The 18,457-nt window shown below is 59.5% G+C and carries 21 protein-coding genes; 7 read left to right on the top strand and 14 right to left on the bottom strand.

The features are described from left to right. Positions 1 to 5: 5 nt before the first annotated feature. Positions 6 to 1,904, top strand: coding sequence for a sulfate adenylyltransferase subunit CysN (gene cysN / locus PGR6_RS23940; RefSeq protein ID WP_018927190.1), 1,899 nt, complete (start codon positions 6 to 8; stop codon positions 1,902 to 1,904). An 83-nt stretch (positions 1,905 to 1,987) separates the two neighbouring features. Here cysN and PGR6_RS23935 read toward each other — a convergent pair whose 3' ends face one another. Genes PGR6_RS23935 through PGR6_RS23925 form a run of 3 tightly spaced genes read right to left on the bottom strand, consistent with a single transcriptional unit; the run spans position 1,988 to position 5,392 of the window. Beyond that, the gene (locus PGR6_RS23935; protein WP_064620287.1) at positions 1,988 to 2,893 is read right to left on the bottom strand and encodes an acyltransferase; all 906 of its coding nucleotides are present in this window, start codon (positions 2,891 to 2,893) and stop codon (positions 1,988 to 1,990) included. Further along, the gene (gene pta, locus PGR6_RS23930) at positions 2,894 to 4,993 is read right to left on the bottom strand and encodes a phosphate acetyltransferase (RefSeq protein WP_064620284.1); all 2,100 of its coding nucleotides are present in this window, start codon (positions 4,991 to 4,993) and stop codon (positions 2,894 to 2,896) included. 60 nt (positions 4,994 to 5,053) lie between these two features. Continuing rightward, on the bottom strand, positions 5,054 to 5,392 hold the full coding sequence (locus tag PGR6_RS23925; protein ID WP_064621356.1) for a DUF3565 domain-containing protein: 339 nt from the start codon (positions 5,390 to 5,392) through the stop codon (positions 5,054 to 5,056). On the opposite strand from PGR6_RS23925, the gene PGR6_RS23920 reads away from it, so the two are divergent. The 3 genes from PGR6_RS23920 to PGR6_RS23910 all read left to right on the top strand — a co-directional run bounded on the left by PGR6_RS23920 (position 5,361) and on the right by PGR6_RS23910 (position 7,746). Next, positions 5,361 to 5,846, top strand: a complete 486-nt coding sequence (locus tag PGR6_RS23920) for an FKBP-type peptidyl-prolyl cis-trans isomerase (RefSeq protein ID WP_064620281.1) — start codon at positions 5,361 to 5,363, stop codon at positions 5,844 to 5,846. The genes PGR6_RS23925 and PGR6_RS23920 overlap by 32 nt on opposite strands. Positions 5,847 to 5,970: 124 nt before the next feature. Next, positions 5,971 to 6,453, top strand: coding sequence for a glutathione peroxidase (locus tag PGR6_RS23915; RefSeq protein WP_064620279.1), 483 nt, complete (start codon positions 5,971 to 5,973; stop codon positions 6,451 to 6,453). A 189-nt stretch (positions 6,454 to 6,642) separates the two neighbouring features. Then, positions 6,643 to 7,746 (top strand): NADH:flavin oxidoreductase, encoded by a 1,104-nt coding sequence (locus PGR6_RS23910; protein WP_064620276.1) that lies wholly within the window; start codon positions 6,643 to 6,645, stop codon positions 7,744 to 7,746. Between the two features lie 70 nt (positions 7,747 to 7,816). On the opposite strand, the gene PGR6_RS23905 is transcribed toward PGR6_RS23910, so the two are convergent. Further along, positions 7,817 to 9,016 carry a glycosyltransferase family 4 protein gene (locus tag PGR6_RS23905; protein ID WP_064620274.1) on the bottom strand — a complete coding sequence of 400 codons (1,200 nt, stop codon included), beginning with the start codon at positions 9,014 to 9,016 and terminating at the stop codon, positions 7,817 to 7,819. 40 nt (positions 9,017 to 9,056) lie between these two features. Next, entirely contained in the window at positions 9,057 to 9,812 is a 756-nt protein-coding gene (cysZ, locus tag PGR6_RS23900) for a sulfate transporter CysZ (RefSeq protein WP_018927183.1), read from the bottom strand. A 314-nt stretch (positions 9,813 to 10,126) separates the two neighbouring features. On the opposite strand from cysZ, the gene trxB reads away from it, so the two are divergent. Then, positions 10,127 to 11,089 (top strand): thioredoxin-disulfide reductase, encoded by a 963-nt coding sequence (gene trxB / locus PGR6_RS23895; protein ID WP_018927182.1) that lies wholly within the window; start codon positions 10,127 to 10,129, stop codon positions 11,087 to 11,089. Between the two features lie 59 nt (positions 11,090 to 11,148). Here trxB and PGR6_RS23890 read toward each other — a convergent pair whose 3' ends face one another. From PGR6_RS23890 to PGR6_RS23860, 7 genes are all read right to left on the bottom strand, one after another. Continuing rightward, a complete protein-coding gene (locus PGR6_RS23890) occupies positions 11,149 to 12,399 on the bottom strand; it encodes a 2-aminoadipate transaminase (RefSeq protein ID WP_018927181.1) in 1,251 nt (416 codons plus the stop codon). 171 nt (positions 12,400 to 12,570) lie between these two features. Then, positions 12,571 to 12,909 carry a HopJ type III effector protein gene (locus PGR6_RS23885; protein WP_064620271.1) on the bottom strand — a complete coding sequence of 113 codons (339 nt, stop codon included), beginning with the start codon at positions 12,907 to 12,909 and terminating at the stop codon, positions 12,571 to 12,573. After that, complete coding sequence (locus tag PGR6_RS23880) at positions 12,902 to 13,198, bottom strand: DUF1244 domain-containing protein (protein WP_018927179.1); 297 nt, start codon at positions 13,196 to 13,198, stop codon at positions 12,902 to 12,904. Before PGR6_RS23880 ends, PGR6_RS23885 begins: the two co-directional genes overlap by 8 nt. A gap of 68 nt (positions 13,199 to 13,266) precedes the next feature. Continuing rightward, entirely contained in the window at positions 13,267 to 13,638 is a 372-nt protein-coding gene (folX, locus tag PGR6_RS23875; protein ID WP_007942179.1) for a dihydroneopterin triphosphate 2'-epimerase, read from the bottom strand. Between the two features lie 2 nt (positions 13,639 to 13,640). After that, positions 13,641 to 14,216 (bottom strand): GTP cyclohydrolase I FolE, encoded by a 576-nt coding sequence (folE, locus tag PGR6_RS23870; RefSeq protein ID WP_064620268.1) that lies wholly within the window; start codon positions 14,214 to 14,216, stop codon positions 13,641 to 13,643. Positions 14,217 to 14,239: 23 nt separating this feature from the next. Further along, positions 14,240 to 14,950, bottom strand: a complete 711-nt coding sequence (folM, locus tag PGR6_RS23865) for a dihydromonapterin reductase (RefSeq protein WP_064620264.1) — start codon at positions 14,948 to 14,950, stop codon at positions 14,240 to 14,242. Between the two features lie 72 nt (positions 14,951 to 15,022). After that, positions 15,023 to 15,592: an antibiotic biosynthesis monooxygenase gene (locus PGR6_RS23860; protein ID WP_019647675.1), complete on the bottom strand. Its 570-nt coding sequence runs from the start codon at positions 15,590 to 15,592 to the stop codon at positions 15,023 to 15,025. Between the two features lie 202 nt (positions 15,593 to 15,794). On the opposite strand from PGR6_RS23860, the gene PGR6_RS23855 reads away from it, so the two are divergent. Then, positions 15,795 to 16,754 carry a MerR family transcriptional regulator gene (locus PGR6_RS23855; RefSeq protein ID WP_064620262.1) on the top strand — a complete coding sequence of 320 codons (960 nt, stop codon included), beginning with the start codon at positions 15,795 to 15,797 and terminating at the stop codon, positions 16,752 to 16,754. Between the two features lie 3 nt (positions 16,755 to 16,757). On the opposite strand, the gene PGR6_RS23850 is transcribed toward PGR6_RS23855, so the two are convergent. Both PGR6_RS23850 and PGR6_RS23845 read right to left on the bottom strand, forming a co-directional pair. After that, complete coding sequence (locus PGR6_RS23850; RefSeq protein WP_018927173.1) at positions 16,758 to 17,363, bottom strand: hypothetical protein; 606 nt, start codon at positions 17,361 to 17,363, stop codon at positions 16,758 to 16,760. 54 nt (positions 17,364 to 17,417) lie between these two features. Next, on the bottom strand, positions 17,418 to 17,894 hold the full coding sequence (locus PGR6_RS23845) for a PAS domain-containing protein (RefSeq protein WP_018927172.1): 477 nt from the start codon (positions 17,892 to 17,894) through the stop codon (positions 17,418 to 17,420). A gap of 103 nt (positions 17,895 to 17,997) precedes the next feature. On the opposite strand from PGR6_RS23845, the gene PGR6_RS23840 reads away from it, so the two are divergent. Continuing rightward, the gene (locus PGR6_RS23840; RefSeq protein ID WP_064620259.1) at positions 17,998 to 18,453 is read left to right on the top strand and encodes a flavodoxin; all 456 of its coding nucleotides are present in this window, start codon (positions 17,998 to 18,000) and stop codon (positions 18,451 to 18,453) included. Positions 18,454 to 18,457 lie beyond the last annotated feature (4 nt).

The raw sequence follows: 18,457 nt of genomic DNA, 5'->3' as shown, positions 1-18,457 counted from the left end.
TTGTCATGTCGCACGCATCTGATTTGATCAGCGAGGACATCCTCGCCTACCTGGGCCAGCATGAACGCAAGGAAATGCTGCGCTTTCTGACTTGTGGCAACGTCGACGACGGCAAGAGCACCTTGATCGGGCGCCTGCTGCACGACTCCAAAATGATTTACGAAGATCATCTGGAAGCCATTACCCGCGACTCGAAAAAAGTCGGCACCACCGGCGAAGACATCGACCTGGCGTTGCTGGTCGACGGCTTGCAGGCCGAGCGTGAGCAGGGCATCACCATCGATGTCGCCTACCGCTATTTCTCTACCGCCAAGCGCAAATTCATCATCGCCGATACCCCCGGCCATGAGCAGTACACCCGCAACATGGCCACCGGTGCATCCACCTGTGACCTGGCGATCATCCTGGTCGACGCCCGTTACGGCGTGCAGACCCAGACCCGTCGCCACAGCTTTATCGCCTCGTTGCTGGGCATCAAGCACATCGTGGTCGCCATCAACAAGATGGACCTCAACGGCTTCGACGAAAGCGTATTTGAGTCGATCAAGGCCGATTACCTGAAGTTCGCCGAAGGCATCGCGTTCAAGCCGAGCACCATGGCATTCGTGCCGATGTCCGCGCTCAAGGGCGACAACGTGGTGAACAAGTCCGAGCGCTCGCCGTGGTACACCGGCCAGTCGCTGATGGAAATCCTTGAAACCGTCGAAATCGCCAGCGACCGCAACTACACCGACCTGCGTTTCCCGGTGCAGTACGTCAACCGTCCGAACCTGAACTTCCGTGGTTTCGCCGGCACCCTGGCCAGCGGCATCGTGCACAAGGGCGATGAAGTCGTTGTGTTGCCGTCGGGCAAGAGCAGCCGTGTGAAATCCATTGTCACCTTCGAAGGTGAGCTGGAGCATGCAGGCCCTGGTCAAGCGGTGACGCTGACCATGGAAGACGAGATCGACATTTCCCGTGGCGACTTGCTGGTGCACGCCGATAACCAGCCGCAAGTGACCGACGCCTTCGACGCCATGCTGGTGTGGATGGCCGAAGAGCCGATGCTGCCGGGCAAGAAGTACGACATCAAGCGCGCCACGACTTACGTGCCGGGCTCGATCACCAGCATCGTCAATCGCGTGGACGTGAACACCTTGGCCGAAGGCCCTGCCAGCTCGTTGCAGCTGAACGAGATCGGTCGGGTCAAGATCAGCCTCGACGCGGCCATTGCGCTGGACGGTTACGACAGCAACCGCACCACGGGTTCGTTCATCGTCATCGACCGTTTGACCAACGGCACGGTCGCGGCCGGCATGATCATCGCTCAGCCGCTGGCGCATGGCAGCAGCTCCCACCACGGCAAACTGGCCCATGTAGCCACCGAAGAACGCGCCCAGCGCTTCGGTCAGCAACCGGCCACCGTGTTGTTCAGCGGCCTGTCGGGCGCTGGCAAAAGCACCCTGGCGTATGCGGTTGAACGCAAGCTGTTCGACATGGGGCGCGCGGTGTTTGTACTCGATGGCCAGAACCTGCGTCATGACCTGAACAAAGGTCTGCCGCAGGATCGCGCCGGGCGCACCGAGAATTGGCGTCGTGCGGCGCACGTTGCGCGTCAGTTCAACGAAGCCGGCCTGCTGACACTGGCGGCGTTCGTTGCCCCGAGTGCCGAAGGTCGTGAGCAGGCCAAGGACCTGATCGGCAAGGAGCGTCTGCTGACGGTCTACGTCCAGGCCTCGCCGACGGTCTGCGCCGAGCGTGATCCGCAAGGTCTGTACGCGGCGGGTGGCGACAACATCCCGGGCGAATCCTTCCCGTACGACGTGCCGCTGGATGCCGATCTGGTGATCGACACCCAGTCGCTGTCGCTGGAAGAAAGCGTCAAGCAAGTGCTGGATCTGCTGCGCAAGCGTGGCGCGATCTAAGCATTAGCTGAAAACAAAAAGCCCGCAGATGAGTGATCATCTGCGGGCTTTTTTGTGTCCGGGAGGGCACCTTCGCGGGCACCTCAAGAATTCACTGGATACTCCCGGTGCATTTGTCCCAACAGCGCATCCTTGTCATTCCACAACTGATTGATCCAGCCCTGAAACTCCAGGCGATACACCCCGTCCTGGTCGTAGTTCTTGCCAACGAACTGTGGTGGAATCTTCAGCTCCTGAAAGTGCACCACTACATCCTTCACATTGCCGCAGAGCAAATCCCAATAGCCTGGACGCCCGGCCGGGTAGTGGATGGTCACGTTGACGATGGCTTCCAGCTGGTCGCCCATGGCATCCAGCACAAAGGCAATGCCGCCCGCTTTCGGCTTCAGCAGGTAGCGGAACGGTGAACTCTGCTGGGCGTGTTTGCCCTCGGTAAAGCGTGTGCCTTCGACGAAGTTGAAAATCCCCACCGGGTTATTGCGGAACTTGTCGCAGGTCTTGCGGGTGGTCTCCAGGTCTTTGCCCTTCTTCTGCGGATGCTTTTCCAGATAGGCCTTGGAGTAACGCTTCATGAACGGAAAACCCAACGCCCACCACGCCAGGCCAATCACCGGTACCCAGATCAGTTCCTGTTTGAGGAAGAACTTCAGCGGGCGGATGCGACGGTTGAGCACGTACTGCAGCACCATGATGTCGACCCAGCTCTGGTGGTTGCTGGTGATCAGATAGGAGTGCCGATAGTCCAGGTCTTGCAAGCCGCTGAGGTGCCAGCGTGTGCGGCAAACCAGATTCATCCAGCCCTTGTTGTTACTGATCCACGCTTCGTGGGTATGACTCATCAGCCAGCGCGCGAAACGTTGGGTGAGGGCGAACGGCAACACTTTGAACAGCGCCACACAGAACAGAAACGAGCAGAGCAGAATCGTATTCAGCGCCAACAGCAGCGAGGCGATCACGCCGCGCACGGGTGCAGGTAGAAAATCCAGCATTTAAATATCCATAGGTCGGTTGGCCGCTTGAATCGCGGTCAGCGCGATGGTGTACACGATGTCGTCGACTTGCGCGCCACGCGGCAGGTCGTTCACCGGTTTGCGCAGGCCTTGCAGCATTGGCCCGAGGCTGACGCAGTCGGCGCTGCGTTGCACGGCTTTGTGGGTGGTATTGCCGGTGTTCAGGTCGGGGAACACGAACACCGTGGCACGACCGGCCACCTGACTGTTCGGCGCCAGTTGCCGGGCCACGGTTTCGTTGGCAGCGGCATCGTATTGCAACGGGCCGTCGATCAGCAGTGAGTGTTGCTGTTCGTGGGCGAGCAAGGTGGCCTCGCGAACCTTCTCGACTTCTTCGCCGCTGGCCGATTCACCGCTGGAGTAGCTGATCATCGCCACTCGCGGAGTGATGCCGAACGCCGCTGCCGAGTCGGCGCTTTGCAAGGCGATCTCGGCCAGTTCGCTGGCGCTCGGGTGCGGGTTCATCACGCAGTCGCCGTAGATCAGCACTTCTTCGGGGAACAGCATGAAGAACACCGACGACACCAGGGTGCAACCCGGCGCGGTCTTGATCAGTTGCAGGGCCGGGCGGATGGTGTTGGCGGTGGAGTGAATGACCCCGGACACCAGCCCGTCGACTTCATCCAGCGCCAGCATCATGGTGCCGATCACCACGGTGTCTTCCAGTTGCTGCTCGGCCATCGGCGCGTTGAGGCTTTTGGTCTTGCGCAGCGCAACCATCGGCTCGACATAACGCTCGCGAATCAGGTCCGGGTCGAGGATTTCCAGCCCCGGTGGCAACTCGATACCTTGGGCGCGGGCGACCGCCTCGACGTCTGCCGGCTTGGCCAGCAACACGCAACGGGCGATGCCCCGGGCCTGGCAGATCGCAGCGGCTTGCACGGTCAACGGCTCGCTGCCTTCAGGCAACACGATGCGCTTGTTGGCGGCCTGGGCGCGCTGGATCAGTTGATAGCGGAACACCGCGGGCGACAGGCGCATTTCCCGCGGCGTGCCGCAGCGTTGGTGCAGCCAGTTGGCGTCGAGGTGGCTGGCGACGAAATCGGTGATGATCTCCGCGCGCTCGCGGTCGTCGATCGGGATTTCCTTGTTCAAACCGTTCAACTGGTTGGCGGTGTCGTAGGAACCGGTACTCACCGACAACACCGGCAGGCCGGCCTGCAAGGCGCCTCGGCACAGCTCCATGATGCGCGGGTCGGGCAGGGTGTCGCTGGTCAGCAGCAGGCCGGCCAGGGGCACACCGTTCATCGCTGCGAGGCTGACCGCGAGGATGATGTCGTCGCGATCGCCGGGGGTCACCACCAGCACGCCGGGCTTGAGCAGCTCCACGGTGTTGCGCACGGTGCGGGCGCAAATGATGATTTTGGTCATGCGCCGGGTTTCGTAGTCACCGGCATTGAGCACCTGAGCGCCCATCAACTCGGCCACGTCACGGGTGCGCGGCGCGTTCAGCTCCGGTTGAAACGGGATGCAGCCGAGCAGACGGAAGTCGCCACTGCGCAGCAACGGCGAGTGCTCTCTCAGGCGCGAGGCGAAGACGTCCATGCTTTCGTCGGTCTTGACCTTGTTGAGGATCACGCCCAGCACTTTCGGATCCTTCGGCCCGCCGAACAATTGCGCCTGCAACTCCACCCGGCCGGACAATTCGGTCAGCACTTCGTTTTCCGGCGCCGAAACCAGAATCACGTCGGCGTCGAGGCTCTTGGCCAAGTGCAGGTTGACCCGCGCGGCGTAGCTGGCGCTGCGGGTCGGGACCATGCCTTCGACAATCAGCACGTCCTTGCCGATAGCGGCTTGCTGGTAAAGGGTGATGATTTCTTCGAGCAATTCGTCCAGCTGACCGTCGCCGAGCATCCGCTCGACATGGGCCAGGCCCAATGGCTGAGGCGGTTTCAAGCCGTGGGTGCGGGCCACCAGTTCGGTGGAGCGTTCAGGGCCGGTGTCGCCCGGGTGCGGTTGGGCAATCGGTTTGAAAAAGCCGACTTTGAGGCCGGCCCGCTCAAGGGTACGCACCAGCCCGAGGCTGATGGAGGTCAGACCCACACCAAAATCGGTGGGCGCGATAAAAAAAGTTTGCATGCGGATTCTCTAAGGGTGCATGGCAATGGTGAACGCCTATGGCTGGCGTTCTACCGATATTCAGTGGTCAAGGTTATCGCTAACCGAGCCTTGTGCGCACCAACCGCAATCAAAGGGCTGGCCTATTTTTTCATTGCGCAGCGCAGGGTCCAGCACCCAGGCCCGGGATTGCCATGGCGGCTGGTGCCGCAGGTGTTGGGTATGGCCGCAGGACAGCTCGGCCACCCAGTGCCCGTCCTCGTCCTGATGGAAACCTGTAATGGTCGAGGCTTTCATTGCACCCCGTTTGTCTGGGTTGTGTTCGCTTTCGGGCGATTGCTTCGCTAAACTTGGACATTCATCTTTCTTATGCAAAAGGTCTCGCCCCATGCTGATCGCCGCCAATAAGGCTGTCTCCATCGACTATACCCTGACCAACGACGCTGGTGAGGTCATCGACAGCTCCGCCGGCGGCGCGCCGCTGGTCTACCTGCAAGGCGCAGGTAACATCATTCCGGGCCTGGAAAAGGCGCTGGAAGGCAAAGCAGTCGGTGATGAACTGAAAGTCTCCGTAGAACCTGAAGATGCCTACGGCGAATACGCTGCTGAACTGGTCAGCACCCTGAGCCGCAGCATGTTCGAAGGCGTCGATGAACTGGAAGTGGGCATGCAGTTCCACGCTTCCGCTCCGGACGGCCAGATGCAGATCGTCACCATTCGCGATCTGGACGGCGACGATGTCACCGTCGACGGCAACCACCCGCTGGCCGGTCAGCGCCTGAATTTCCAGGTCAAGATCGTTGCCATCCGTGATGCCAGCCAGGAAGAAATCGCTCATGGTCACGTCCATGGCGAAGGTGGCCATCACCACTGATTTTCTGCGCTAAGCTTTCGAGAACTGGAGAGGCGCCCGAGGGCGCCTTTTTAGTCCGCGGCTGTCCTTGGCGACATGACCAAGTGGCTGTTTCGAGAAGAACACGGGAAATTTGGAGTCCGTCATGAGTGCTTTTCACGACCTTACATTGAAAGCTTTGGATGGCCAGGAGTTACCTCTGGCGCCCTTCAAAGGGCACGTCGTGCTGGTGGTCAACGTCGCCTCCAAATGTGGCTTGACCCCACAGTACGCTGCTCTGGAAAACCTCTACCAGCAATACAAGGGCAAGGGTTTCAGCGTGCTGGGCTTGCCGTGCAACCAGTTTGCCGGGCAGGAACCGGGCACAGAGCAGGAGATCCAGGCGTTCTGCAGCCTCAACTATGGCGTGACCTTTCCGTTGTCCAGCAAGCTGGAAGTCAACGGTCACGAACGTCATCAGCTGTACCGCCTGCTGGCGGGCGAGGGTGCGGAGTTTCCGGGCGACATCACCTGGAACTTCGAAAAATTCCTGTTGGGCAAGGACGGTCGCGTATTGGCGCGGTTCTCGCCGCGTACGGCGCCGGATGATCCTTCTGTTATCCAGGCGATTGAAAAAGCTCTGAGTTAAAAGCGCAGATCAAGATCAAAAGATCGCAGCCTTCGGCAGCTACAGGTATTCACATTCCTCTGTAGAAGCTGCCGAAGGCTGCGATCTTTTCGTTTCTAATCCTTAATCACTCAAATCAATAGTGCTGTTCAAGGCAGGGCACCCTCCATATTATCGCCGTCATAAAGCCTATGTCCCGTGGAGCGTCCAATGCCTGTCAAAGCCCTGTTCAAGCCTTTTCACCTCGGCGCTCTCGAACTGCCGACCCGCGTCGTCATGGCACCGATGACCCGCTCGTTTTCGCCGGGCGGCGTGCCCAACTCCAAAGTGATTGAATACTACCGTCGCCGCGCTGCCGCCGGAGTTGGCCTGATCATCACCGAAGGCACCACGGTCGGTCACAAGGCCTCCAACGGTTACCCGAACGTGCCGCACTTCTACGGTGAAGACGCACTGGCCGGCTGGAAAAAAGTCGTCGATGCAGTGCATGCCGAAGGCGGCAAGATCGTTCCGCAACTGTGGCATGTGGGCAGCGTGCGCCGTATCGGCACCGAGCCGGATGCCAGCGTGCCGGGTTACGGTCCGTCGGAAAAACTGAAAGACGGACAGGTCGTGGTTCACGGCATGACCCAGCAGGATATCCAGGAGGTGATCGCGGCGTTCGCCCAAGCCGCCAAAGACGCCCAGAGCATCGGCATGGACGGCGTGGAAATCCACGGTGCCCATGGTTATCTGGTGGACCAGTTCTTCTGGGAAGGCAGCAACCAGCGCACCGACGAATACGGTGGCAGCCTGGCCAACCGTTCGCGTTTCGCCATCGAATTGATTCAGGCGGTGCGTGCAGCAGTCGGCGAGGGATTCCCGATCATCTTCCGTTTTTCCCAGTGGAAGCAGCAGGACTACACCGCGCGTCTGGTGCAGACGTCAGAGGCGTTGGGCGAATTTCTCAAGCCGTTGTCCGACGCCGGCGTGGATATTTTCCACTGCTCGACACGCCGTTTCTGGGAGCCGGAGTTCGACGGTTCCGAACTGAACCTGGCCGGCTGGACCCGCAAGCTCACCGGCAAGCCGACCATCACCGTTGGCAGCGTCGGCCTGGATGGCGAGTTCCTGCAATTCATGGTCAACACCGACAAGATCGCACAGCCGGCCAGCCTGGAAAAACTGCTGGAACGTTTGAATAACGATGAGTTCGACCTGGTGGCGGTGGGGCGTGCGTTGTTGGTGGACCCGGACTGGGCGCAGAAAGTGCGTGACGGTCGTGAGCAGGACATTCTGCCATTCAGCCGTGATGCGTTAATGACGCTGGTTTAAGCGGCGTCAGGAAAGGCCGCTTCGCGGGCAAGCCTCGCTCCTACAGGGGCGAGGCTTGCCCGCGAAGCTTTTAAGGCAACAACGCTGCATCGGATAGAACTTGTTCCTGCGAGCAAGCCCCCCGCAACTGCCCCTCGAACTGATCGATAATCGCCGCCCAGCCCTGACGGCTTGCATGCTGGCGGGCATTGAGCCGCATGCAGCGCAAGGTTTCGCGCTCCTCCAGCAGCCAACGTGCCGCATCGCAGAACGCCTGTTCATCCCCGGGCATGGCCAATACGCCGTTGTAGCCATGGCGAATATGCTGAGCCGCCGCAGCCTGATCGTACGCCACCACCCCCAGCCCTGAGGCCAATGCCTCAAGTACCACATTGCCGAAGGTTTCGGTCAGGCTCGGAAACAGAAACACATCCCCCGAGGCATAGTGACTGGCCAGCGCTTCGCCGCGTTGTGAGCCGCAAAAAATCGCCTCGGGCAATTCCTTTTCCAGCGCCGATCGTTGCGGACCGTCACCGACCACAATCAATTTCATGTTGCGCTGTGGATAAGTGGTTTTCAGCGCGTCGAAACTGCGCTTGAGCAGGCCAAGATTCTTCTCCTGGGCCAGGCGTCCTACGTGGATGAAGGCGATGTCATCCTCGGCCAGTCCCCATTGCTCACGCAGCGGTTTCAGTCGTTTGACCGGATGAAACAACTGGCTGTCGACGCCTCGAGAGAGTAACGCCAGACGCTCGAAACTGCGCCGCTCCAGCTCCAGTCGCTGGCTGGCGCTGGGCACCAGGGTCAGGGTCGAGCGATTGTGAAACCAGCGCAGGTAGTGGGTCAGCAAGCGCGTCAGCAACCCGAGCCCATACTGGCTGGAATACTGCTGAAAATTGGTATGAAAGCCGCTGACCACCGAAATCCCCAAACGCCGTGCCGCGCGTAACGCCGACAACCCCAGCGGTCCTTCGGTGGCGATGTACAACACGTCCGGGCGATGGCGCTTCCAGCGCCGCAGCAGCTTGTGCATCGACGACTGGCCCCATTGCAGGCCGGGATAACCCGGCAGCGGCCAGCCTCGACACAGCAGCAACTCATCATTGCTGCCCGTCAGCGGGTCGCCGCCCTGACGTGGCCGCACCAACTCGACCTGATGCCCGCGCGCGCGCAAACCGTCGAACAAGCGGCCAAGAGTATTGGCCACGCCGTTGATTTCCGGGGGGAAGGTTTCGGTGATCAGAGTGATATGCAGAGCTGTCGTCATGACCTCAGTGTCGGCTGAGGCCATGTCGTCATTGTGACGGTGGGATGATGGATATATGACGCGATTAACTGCGTTCCGCCACCAGATTCTCCGCGCCACGCTCACGCACCCAGAACAGCGTCGCACCAGCCACGGCCGCCGGCATCATCAAAATGTTCACCACCGGAATCAGCAGCACCAGATAAACGATCCCACCAAAACTCATGCTCTGCCAGCGCTTCTTGCGCAGCCAGGCGAGCATCTCGTTCCAGCCCAGCTTGTGGTTGTCCGCCGGGTAGTCGATGTATTGGATCGCCATCATCCACACCCCGAACAGCAGCCACAGCGGTGCGGCAATGATGTTCACCACCGGGATGAAGGAGAGGATGAACAGCCCGATGGCCCTTGGCAGGAAGTAGCCGAGCTTGCGCATTTCCCGGGTCAGGGTACGGGGGATCATGGCGATCAGTTCGCCCCAGCTGAAGGTCGGGAAATCGTCGGTGCCGCGCACCACCACTTCGACTTTCTCCGCGAGGAAGCCGTTGAACGGTGCGGCAATAACGTTGGCGAGCATTGTGAAGGTGAAGAACACCATCAACACCACCAACACCACGAATATCGGCCAGAGGATATAGCTGAGGAAGCTCAGCCAATCGGGCAGGGACGGCATCAGCGTATCGACCCATAGGCTGAACTGATGACCGGCCAGATAGATCAATCCGACGAACAGCACCAGGTTGATCGCCAGCGGCAGCAACACGAACAGACGCAGACTTGGGCTCAGGACCAGATTGAGGCCTTCGCGCAGGTATTGCGGGCCGGACAGAACGGGGGCGGGCATAACGTGCTCCGAACAAGAGGGAAACGCGCCGACCTTACCGGCTTTGCCTGAGGTGCGAAAGCGCGGTAGCGGCATCGACATTAACTGTAACAAAGGCGTCTATACATTCACTGCAACGGAATAGAGACCGCCTATGAGCTGGATTGTTAAACCGTATTTCCTTAATCTTCGCCCCCTCGATACGCTGCACCCATTCTTTTACAGGACTGTCGAGCCCAAGCCTTCCCCAAGTGCTTTCAGCGGTCCTTTTTTATTCCCGCCGGCAATCCGGCGTTCCGCGCCCAGTGTTTCGGGCCGGTCAACAGGAGCAGGTCATGTCTGAAGTTCGTCATTCGCGAGTGATTATTCTCGGTTCCGGCCCTGCCGGTTACAGCGCCGCTGTCTATGCGGCCCGTGCCAACCTCAAGCCACTGCTGATCACCGGCATGCAAGCCGGCGGTCAACTGACCACCACCACCGAAGTCGACAACTGGCCGGGCGACGTCCACGGCCTGACCGGCCCGGCGCTGATGGAACGGATGAAAGAGCACGCCGAGCGCTTTGAAACCGAGATCGTGTTTGATCACATCAATGCCGTGGACTTCGCTGCCAAGCCGTACACCCTGATTGGCGACAGCGCGACTTACACCTGCGACGCCCTGATCATCGCTACCGGTGCCAGCGCTCGTTACCTGGGCCTGCCGTCGGAAGAAACGTTCATGGGCAAAGGCGTTTCGGCCTGCGCGACCTGTGACGGTTTCTTCTATCGCAACAAGCCAGTGGCTGTGGTCGGTGGCGGTAATACCGCTGTCGAAGAAGCGCTGTACCTGGCCAACATCGCCAGCACCGTGACCCTGATTCACCGTCGCGAAACGTTCCGCGCCGAGAAGATCCTGATCGACAAGCTCAATGCCCGGGTTGCCGAAGGCAAGATCATCCTGAAGCTGAACGCGACCCTGGACGAAGTGTTGGGCGACAACATGGGCGTGACCGGTGCTCGCCTGAAGAACAACGATGGCAGCTTCGACGAAATCAAAGTCGACGGCGTGTTCATCGCCATTGGCCACACCCCGAACACGTCGTTGTTCGAAGGTCAGCTGACGTTGAAAGACGGCTACCTGGTTGTACAGGGCGGCCGTGACGGCAACGCCACTGCCACCAGCGTCGAAGGTATCTTTGCTGCCGGTGACGTGGCCGACCACGTTTATCGTCAAGCCATCACCTCGGCCGGCGCCGGCTGCATGGCGGCACTGGACACAGAGCGTTACCTCGACGGCCTGCAGAACGTTTCGTTCTGATTCCGTAGAAAACAAAAAAACCGGCCTTGGCCGGTTTTTTGTGGGCAGACGATTCTGCCTCAGGACAATTTCGCCAGGCACGCCTCAAGAATATCCAGCCCTTCTTCCAGCACGGCGGCCTCAGTGGTCAATGGCGCGAGCAGCCGAATGATGTGGCGCGACTTGCCGCTGGGCATCAGCAGCAAGCCCGAGTCTCGGGCCAGCGCCAGCAGTTGTGTCAATTGCGCCGAAGCCGGTGTGCCGTCGGCATTGATCAGTTCGATGCCGCGCATCGCACCCACGCCGGTCAAACGGCCCAGATACGGTGACAGTCCGCGTGCCCGCCAGGCTTCGTAGCGGCTGACAATCGCTTCTTCCTGCTGCGTGCCCCAGGCATGCAGATGTGCATCACTCATTTCGTCCAGGGTCGCCAGCGCGGCGGCGCAGGCGATGGGATTGCCTGAGTAGGTGCCGCCCAATCCGCCCTTGGGCAAGTTGTCGACTAGCGACTTGCGCCCGACAACCGCACCCAGCGGCACGCCACCGGCAATGCTTTTACCCAGCAGGATCAGGTCCGGCTCAATGCCCAGTCGCGAAAACGCAAACCGCTGGCCGGTGCGGCCGAAGCCGGACTGGATTTCATCGGCAATCAGCAAAATGCCTTTGTCATCACAGAAACGCCGCAGCGCTTGGGCGAATTCCACATCCATCGCCAGAAACCCGCCTTCGCCCTGTACCGGTTCGACGATAAAACAGGCCACGTCATTCACGTCGATCTCGACGCTGAACAGCCGATCCATCGCCTTCAGGGCCTCGGCGCAGGTCACGTCATTGTCTTTGCTGGGGAAGGGCAGGTGGTACACCGGCCCCGGCAGCACGCCGACTTTCTGCTTGTAAGGCGCGACCTTGCCGTTGAGGTTGAGAGTGGCCAGCGTGCGGCCGTGGAAGGCGCCGTCAAAGGCAATGATCGCGGTGCGGCCGGTGGCGCCGCGGACGATCTTCAGGGCGTTTTCCGCCGCTTCCGCGCCGCTGTTGGTGAGCATGCCGCTGACCGGGTAATCCACTGGAATAAACGCGGCCAGGCGATCCATGAGTTCGATGTAAGGCACATGGGGAGCCGCGTTGAACGCGTAGTGGGTCAGGCGGGTGGCTTGTTCACGAATGGCCTCGACGATGCGTGGATGGCAATGGCCGAGGTTCAGTACGCCGATTCCCCCGACAAAGTCGATGTAGCGCTTGCCATCGGTGTCCCAGACTTCGGCATTTTTGCCGTGGCTGAGACTGATGGGGTGAACAATGGAAATCGACTGACTGATGGTTTCGCTGCGCATGGATGGCTGACTCTGAAGAAGGGATGCTTCTTTTTATCTAAGCCGCGAGCAGAGGTGTCCGGCAAACGAAATAAAGTTGCCGGGTCAATCTTAAAAGTCGGGATGTGCCCTGATACCGATCGATGGCGACGCATAATCTGAGGCGAGGGAGCAAGCTCCCTCGCCACAGGTTTAGCGACGAGTCAGTGGCTGCTGAGCGAACTTCACACCCGCCAAGCCATGGGCAATCAGCGCCCGGATATTGCCGTGGTCGCTGCCTTCGGGCGTGGCTACCACCGAACGATAATGCTCGCCAAACGCCAACAGCGCTTCTTCATCGCTCAGACTTTCCAGCAGCGCCAGGCCCAGGGTCTTGCACGAGCCTTCGTTCTGCCCGGCTGCGTTTTCCACGCCACCGTTGTTGAAAGCCTGGGGCTGGTAGTCATAACCGGCGGCAATGAACGCCAGGGTGTCGGCGAAAACGTGTTCGCCACTCTTGAGGCTGGCGCGCAGGGTGTTCAAATCACTCATTGGGTTTTCCTTTGGCGAACGCCGCTTGTTGGTCGGCGCTGGCTTCTTTCTGGTATTGGGCTTTCCACTCGGCATACGGCATGCCGTAAACCACTTCGCGGGCTTCATCGAGGCTGACGTCGATCTGGCGTTCGTCGGCGGCGGCCTTGTACCACTTGGACAGGCAGTTGCGGCAGAAACCCGAGAGGTTCATCAGGTCGATGTTCTGCACGTCCTTGCGGCTGTCCAGGTGGGCAACCAGCCGGCGAAAGGCGGCGGCTTCAAGTTCCAGGCGTTGTTGATCGTTCATGATGGGCTCTGTGCAATCAAATCGTGGCGCGGATGATAAAAGCCTGGCGAGCGATACGCCAGACGCGGTCAGCGGCTGGCGGCCAGGGTAATCGACACCGACTCGGCGAAGCGCAGGGCGTGGGGCTTGTCGACTTCGACTTCGGCATACAGCACCGACTCGTTGGCCATGATCAGGTCCAGCAGCTCCTGGGTCAGGCGCTCGAGCAGGGCAAAGCGATTGCCTTCCACGTGGGCAATGATCGCCTTGGTGATGGTGCGGTAGTTCAGCGCGTGATCGATGTCGTTGTCACGCACGGCGTCCTGGGCGGCATACAGGATGGTCAGGTTGATCAGCACATCCTGCTTGTTGAGGATTTCGTCCTCGTTGATCCCGATGAAAGTTCGCAAACACAGGTCCTTGACCCGGATGCGTGCCATTCCTGGTTGAAGTTGTGGCATTGCTACTTGCTCCGTCCAATCAATTGCAGGAACTCCTGGCGGGTGTTGCTCGACTCGCGGAAGGCACCGAGCATCACCGAGGTGTTCATGGTCGAATTCTGTTTCTCGACGCCGCGCATCATCATGCACATGTGCTGGGCTTCGATGACCACCGCGACACCGGCGGCATCGGTCACTTGCTGCACGGCCTCGGCGATTTGCCGGGTGAGGTTCTCCTGGATTTGCAGGCGGCGGGCGAACATATCCACAAGCCGTGCAATCTTCGACAGGCCCAGCACCTTGCCCGTTGGAATATAAGCCACATGCGCCTTGCCGATGAAGGGCAACATGTGATGTTCACACAGCGAGTACAACTCGATGTTGTCGACAATGATCATTTCATCGTTGTCGGAGGCGAACAGTGCGCCGTTGACGATCTCTTCGACGCTCTGTTCGTAACCGTGACACAGGTATTGCATGGCCTTGGCGGCGCGCAACGGGGTGTCTTGCAGCCCTTCGCGGTCGGGGTTTTCACCCAGGCCGATAAGGATCTCGCGATAGCTCTGGGACAGGGTGCTGTGGGGCAGGGATAACGTCATGGGGACATCCTCGCGGGGGCGGCTTATTTGACGTGCCGTCCGCCATTGACGGTCAGGGTCGTGCCGGTGACATAAGGGTTGTCGAACAAATAGCGCAGGCTCTGGTAGATCACTTCGCTGCCGGGCTCGATGCCCAGTGCGGATTTGGCCAGGACCCTGGCGCGGTACGCCGCGTCGTCGTCGGGATTGAACAGTAGCAGGGCTGGCGCGATACCGTTGACCTTGATGTCTGGCGCGTACTTGGCGGCAAAGGACAGGGTCAGGCTGTCGAGCCCGGCTTTGCTGGCGCAGTAGCCGATGTGCTTGCTGCTGCCCTTGCGGGTCACGTCATCGCTGATGTGCACGATGTCGGCGGGGCTTGAGCGTCTGAGTAAATCGGCACAGTGCAGGTTGATCAGGTAGGGCGCCAGCATGTGCACGCTGAACATGCGGGTGAAGGCATCGGCTTCGGCGCCCGGGTTTTCGGCCAGCCATTCGGAGGCGTTGTGGACTATCGCCCGCAGGCTGTCGGTGTGGTTCTTCAATTCACCGATGAACGCGAGAATCCCGGCCTCGCTGGAAAAGTCCGCGAACACCGCTGTTGCTCCCAGATCGCGCAGGGTCTTTACGCCGGGGCGTTCGCTGCGGTAGCTGAAAATGACCGGATGGCCGTCTTCGAGCAAACGCTGCGCACAGTGCAGGCCGACACGCTGGCCGGCACCGGTGATGAGGATGGGGGCTGCGGAAGAGGTCATGAACGGCTCGCGTCGCGGTTAGAGCAAAACTATACCAGCGACGGGAGTCGTGCACCTACGCTCCTGCAAGAGTTACTGATTTTGGGTAGTAGGCGTTGCGGGCAACGGTTGTTGCGGTGCGGTGTTCAGCCAGCCGGCCAACAGATGGGTCGACAATGGAATGAAGAAATAAACCATCAGTGGTGTCAGGCACAGGGTGCTGACGAACACCCGGGCCAGCAATCCCGTTTCAGCCAATAACGGTCCCAGCACAAAGTTGAACAGCAGGGACACCGGAAAGAACGCCAGCCAGATCGCCACGGCCTGCTTCCAGCGTGGCGGGCGTTGCCCTACCGCACCGAACCAGCCATCGATGCCACTGACCCGATGCTCCGAAGGATGGGCAAACAGATTGCTGCCGCGTCCCAGCCAAGCGGTACGCGACGCGGAATGCTCCCAGGCGTGCAGGGTCTGCTCGTCGGCGAAGCGGAAAATAATCTGGAATTCGTCATCCTCGGGCGGCGGAGCGAGCACGCCAGAACCGAGATAGCCGGGGAAGTCGGTGGCCAGTTGCTCGCCTTCGCGCAACCAGGCCATCAGGTCCTGATAACGCCCATCGGCGACACGACGCGCAACCATCAGCGTGACGGGTGAAGTAGACATTGTGTATCTCCGTAAGGCAAACGCGTCGCTCCGGATAGGAGTTTCGCCAGGCACAGCGCCGGGGTAGTGGGCTGCGTCTTGGGACAAGCAAGGATTATTCCTGATTGTGTCTGGAACTTTCGTTCCAATTAGTTCAACGACGTGTTGAATATCACTGGGGTATGAGAGTAAAAATGTATCAAAATATTAATATGGATCCAAAATCCCTGTGCTGACCGACATTGCGCCTGGCTTGCCCCCCATTACCTCCCTGATTCGAGAAGAGCTGTTCCCGATTCGTGAGGTCGCGCGGATGACAGGGGTCAACCCGGTCACGCTCCGAGCCTGGGAGCGACGCTACGGGCTGATACAGCCCACCCGCACCGAAAGCGGGCACCGCTTGTATTCGATGACCGATATCGAGCGTGTCCGCAGCATCCTCGGCTGGATCGAGCGCGGTGTCGCGGTAAGCAAGGTTGGCAAGATACTGGCCAAGACCGAACCGCTCCCGGTGCTGGAGCGGATCATTCCCGACGAGCTCGTTCAAGCCGACTACAGCCAATGGCAGCAGCAGGTCAAGGCGGCAGTGAGTGTTTTTGACGAAGTTCAGCTGGAACACGTCTACGGTCAGATCTTTTCCAGTTATCCGCTGACAGTTGTGTTTCAGGACATCCTGATTCCGATCTGGAAGCTATTGCTACAACGCCAAGATGCGTTCGGTCAGACCAGCGAGTGGCTTTTTCTGGATGGCTTTCTGCGGTCTCGAGTATTGCAACGCCTGCTGCTGGTGCGTGTCATGCAGCCGCGACGAGTGATTGTCTGCGCCTTGGCCGACCAATGTCGTGAGCTCGAAGTATTGGTCACGGCGCTGTATCTGAGCAGCGTCGATTCGGCTATTCAGTTGTTGGCGATCGGGCAGCCCTTTGATGAGTTGATCCTGGTCTGTGAGAAGATCAAGCCAAGGGCGCTGGTGCTGATTTCCAATCACGCGCCGGCTGCCGAACTGCCTCGACGTTTGAACCGTCTGGCCATGGGCCTGGATTGTCAGCTGTTTCTGGCCGGGGATGCGTCCGACCTGGCGCAAGAAAGTCTGGCCGGGTCGTCGGTGGGTTGCCTTGGAAACGAGGGAGGGGTGATGCGCCAGCGTCTGAAACAGTTCCTGGCGGGAAACCTGGATACCTGAGATTCAAATATGCAAAGCAGGATGGGTCAGGCGATGTTGCTGAAGGATGTACTGACGCAGACGCTCGGTTTCGTCCTTGTCACTCTGGCTCAGCTCGTAGGCGTAGAAACCTTGCTCGGTCTCACGCTCCAGGGTGCCGCGCAACGCAATCCGCTCATAGCCTGACGGGCTGAACCACAGCGCGAAGTGCTTTGGCGCTTTGGTCTTGTTGCGAACTTCCAGCAAAACCCCTTTGAACGATATTTCGTGCACCCACATCGTGCCGGGTTGCCCCTTGGCATTTTCCAGCGCCACTGGCTCTTCGAGCGCCAGGCGCCATGGCCGAATCATTGGCCCGTCTTCATAAATGCTGGGGACACCGAGGCGTAGATGCATTGCGTGAAACTCATCTTCCACCAGGTGCAGCGGGAAGGTCATTTGCTGATTTTCGAAAGTGGCCTGGATGGTGACTTGCTCATGAGCGGCCAGGCGTGTGAGCAAATCACGGATCTGCGAGCCGCCATTGACCAGCAAACTCGACGTCGCATCCCGCACATTGAGTTGCGGGTTGTGTTGCATGGTCTGGATAAAGTCCAGCTCATCCTGGGTCAGGAGTGCGTCGCGCTGCATGATTTGCTCGAAAGAAATAATTACAAAGTCATCGGTGATTGTAGTAAATGACCACTAATTCGCAGATTGGTTTGATCCGTTCGTCGACTTTAGATCAGCAAGTTCTGCCTGTACCTCGGCCAATTGCGCTTCCAGCTGTGCAACTCGCTGCTGTGCCCTGACCTGAACCGTGACGTCTTTCTGCACACCGACAAAATAGGTTTGTCCGTCGTGCGGGTTTTTTACCGTGGAAAGCGACAGTTCGTTCCAGAACGGGGTGCCGTCCTTGCGGTAATTCCTGAGAATTTCCCGGCAGGAACCGCCATTGCCCAACGCCTGGCGAATCAATGCGAGGGCGGGCTGATCCCGGTCTCCTGCCTGCAAAAAACGGCAATCCTGATAGAGGATTTCTTCACTGGTATAGCCCGTCAGGCGTTCGAACGCCGGGTTTACGTAAATCAGGATGTTGTCTTGTTCGCCTTCCTTTTCGGCAATCACGATGCCGTCGTTGGACGCGTCGATCACCATTTGCAACAGTGAGGCATTGATCATCGCAGAGTCCTTTGCGTATTGATGGGTACGCTGCATTCTAAAAGATCAATGAGGGCTGTGCTGTTAATATCTTGGCCTTTTACTCAGCTTCAGGATCAGATTGATGAAAGTCGCCATCCTTTCCGGCTCGGTGTACGGCACGGCTGAAGAAGTCGCCCGCCACGCCGCAAGTCTATTGAACGCCGCCGGTTTCGAAACCTGGCACAACCCGCGCGCGACACTTGCCGATGTTCAGGCCTTTGGCCCAGAAGCATTTCTGGCGGTGACTTCGACCACCGGCATGGGTGAGTTGCCGGACAACCTGCAACCATTGTATTCGATGATCCGCGATCAATTGCCCGCCGCCTGGCGTGGCTTGCCGGGTGCCGTTATCGGGTTGGGCGACTCGAGTTACGGCGATACGTTCTGCGGTGGCGGTGAGCAAATGCGTGAATTGTTCGGCGAACTGGGCGTGCATGAAGTGCTGCCGATGTTGCGTCTGGACGCCAGTGAAACGGTAACGCCGGAAACCGACGCCGAGCCTTGGCTGGCGGACCTGGTCAGCGCTCTGCGGGGCTGACCGG

The sequence above is a fragment of the Pseudomonas sp. GR 6-02 genome (assembly GCF_001655615.1).
Lineage (GTDB): Bacteria > Pseudomonadota > Gammaproteobacteria > Pseudomonadales > Pseudomonadaceae > Aquipseudomonas.
This window is presented reverse-complemented; position numbering and strand designations above follow the sequence as displayed.

Coding starts and splice junctions, on each gene's coding strand:
- cysN (WP_018927190.1), top strand. CDS start 6: ATGTCGCACGCATCTGATTTGATCAGCGAGGACATCCTCGCCTACCTG.
- PGR6_RS23935 (WP_064620287.1), bottom strand. CDS start 2,893: ATGCTGGATTTTCTACCTGCACCCGTGCGCGGCGTGATCGCCTCGCTG.
- pta (WP_064620284.1), bottom strand. CDS start 4,993: ATGCAAACTTTTTTTATCGCGCCCACCGATTTTGGTGTGGGTCTGACC.
- PGR6_RS23920 (WP_064620281.1), top strand. CDS start 5,361: ATGCTGATCGCCGCCAATAAGGCTGTCTCCATCGACTATACCCTGACC.
- PGR6_RS23925 (WP_064621356.1), bottom strand. CDS start 5,392: ATGGAGACAGCCTTATTGGCGGCGATCAGCATGGGGCGAGACCTTTTG.
- PGR6_RS23915 (WP_064620279.1), top strand. CDS start 5,971: ATGAGTGCTTTTCACGACCTTACATTGAAAGCTTTGGATGGCCAGGAG.
- PGR6_RS23910 (WP_064620276.1), top strand. CDS start 6,643: ATGCCTGTCAAAGCCCTGTTCAAGCCTTTTCACCTCGGCGCTCTCGAA.
- PGR6_RS23905 (WP_064620274.1), bottom strand. CDS start 9,016: ATGGCCTCAGCCGACACTGAGGTCATGACGACAGCTCTGCATATCACT.
- cysZ (WP_018927183.1), bottom strand. CDS start 9,812: ATGCCCGCCCCCGTTCTGTCCGGCCCGCAATACCTGCGCGAAGGCCTC.
- trxB (WP_018927182.1), top strand. CDS start 10,127: ATGTCTGAAGTTCGTCATTCGCGAGTGATTATTCTCGGTTCCGGCCCT.
- PGR6_RS23890 (WP_018927181.1), bottom strand. CDS start 12,399: ATGCGCAGCGAAACCATCAGTCAGTCGATTTCCATTGTTCACCCCATC.
- PGR6_RS23885 (WP_064620271.1), bottom strand. CDS start 12,909: ATGAGTGATTTGAACACCCTGCGCGCCAGCCTCAAGAGTGGCGAACAC.
- PGR6_RS23880 (WP_018927179.1), bottom strand. CDS start 13,198: ATGAACGATCAACAACGCCTGGAACTTGAAGCCGCCGCCTTTCGCCGG.
- folX (WP_007942179.1), bottom strand. CDS start 13,638: ATGCCACAACTTCAACCAGGAATGGCACGCATCCGGGTCAAGGACCTG.
- folE (WP_064620268.1), bottom strand. CDS start 14,216: ATGACGTTATCCCTGCCCCACAGCACCCTGTCCCAGAGCTATCGCGAG.
- folM (WP_064620264.1), bottom strand. CDS start 14,950: ATGACCTCTTCCGCAGCCCCCATCCTCATCACCGGTGCCGGCCAGCGT.
- PGR6_RS23860 (WP_019647675.1), bottom strand. CDS start 15,592: ATGTCTACTTCACCCGTCACGCTGATGGTTGCGCGTCGTGTCGCCGAT.
- PGR6_RS23850 (WP_018927173.1), bottom strand. CDS start 17,363: ATGCAGCGCGACGCACTCCTGACCCAGGATGAGCTGGACTTTATCCAG.
- PGR6_RS23845 (WP_018927172.1), bottom strand. CDS start 17,894: ATGATCAATGCCTCACTGTTGCAAATGGTGATCGACGCGTCCAACGAC.
- PGR6_RS23840 (WP_064620259.1), top strand. CDS start 17,998: ATGAAAGTCGCCATCCTTTCCGGCTCGGTGTACGGCACGGCTGAAGAA.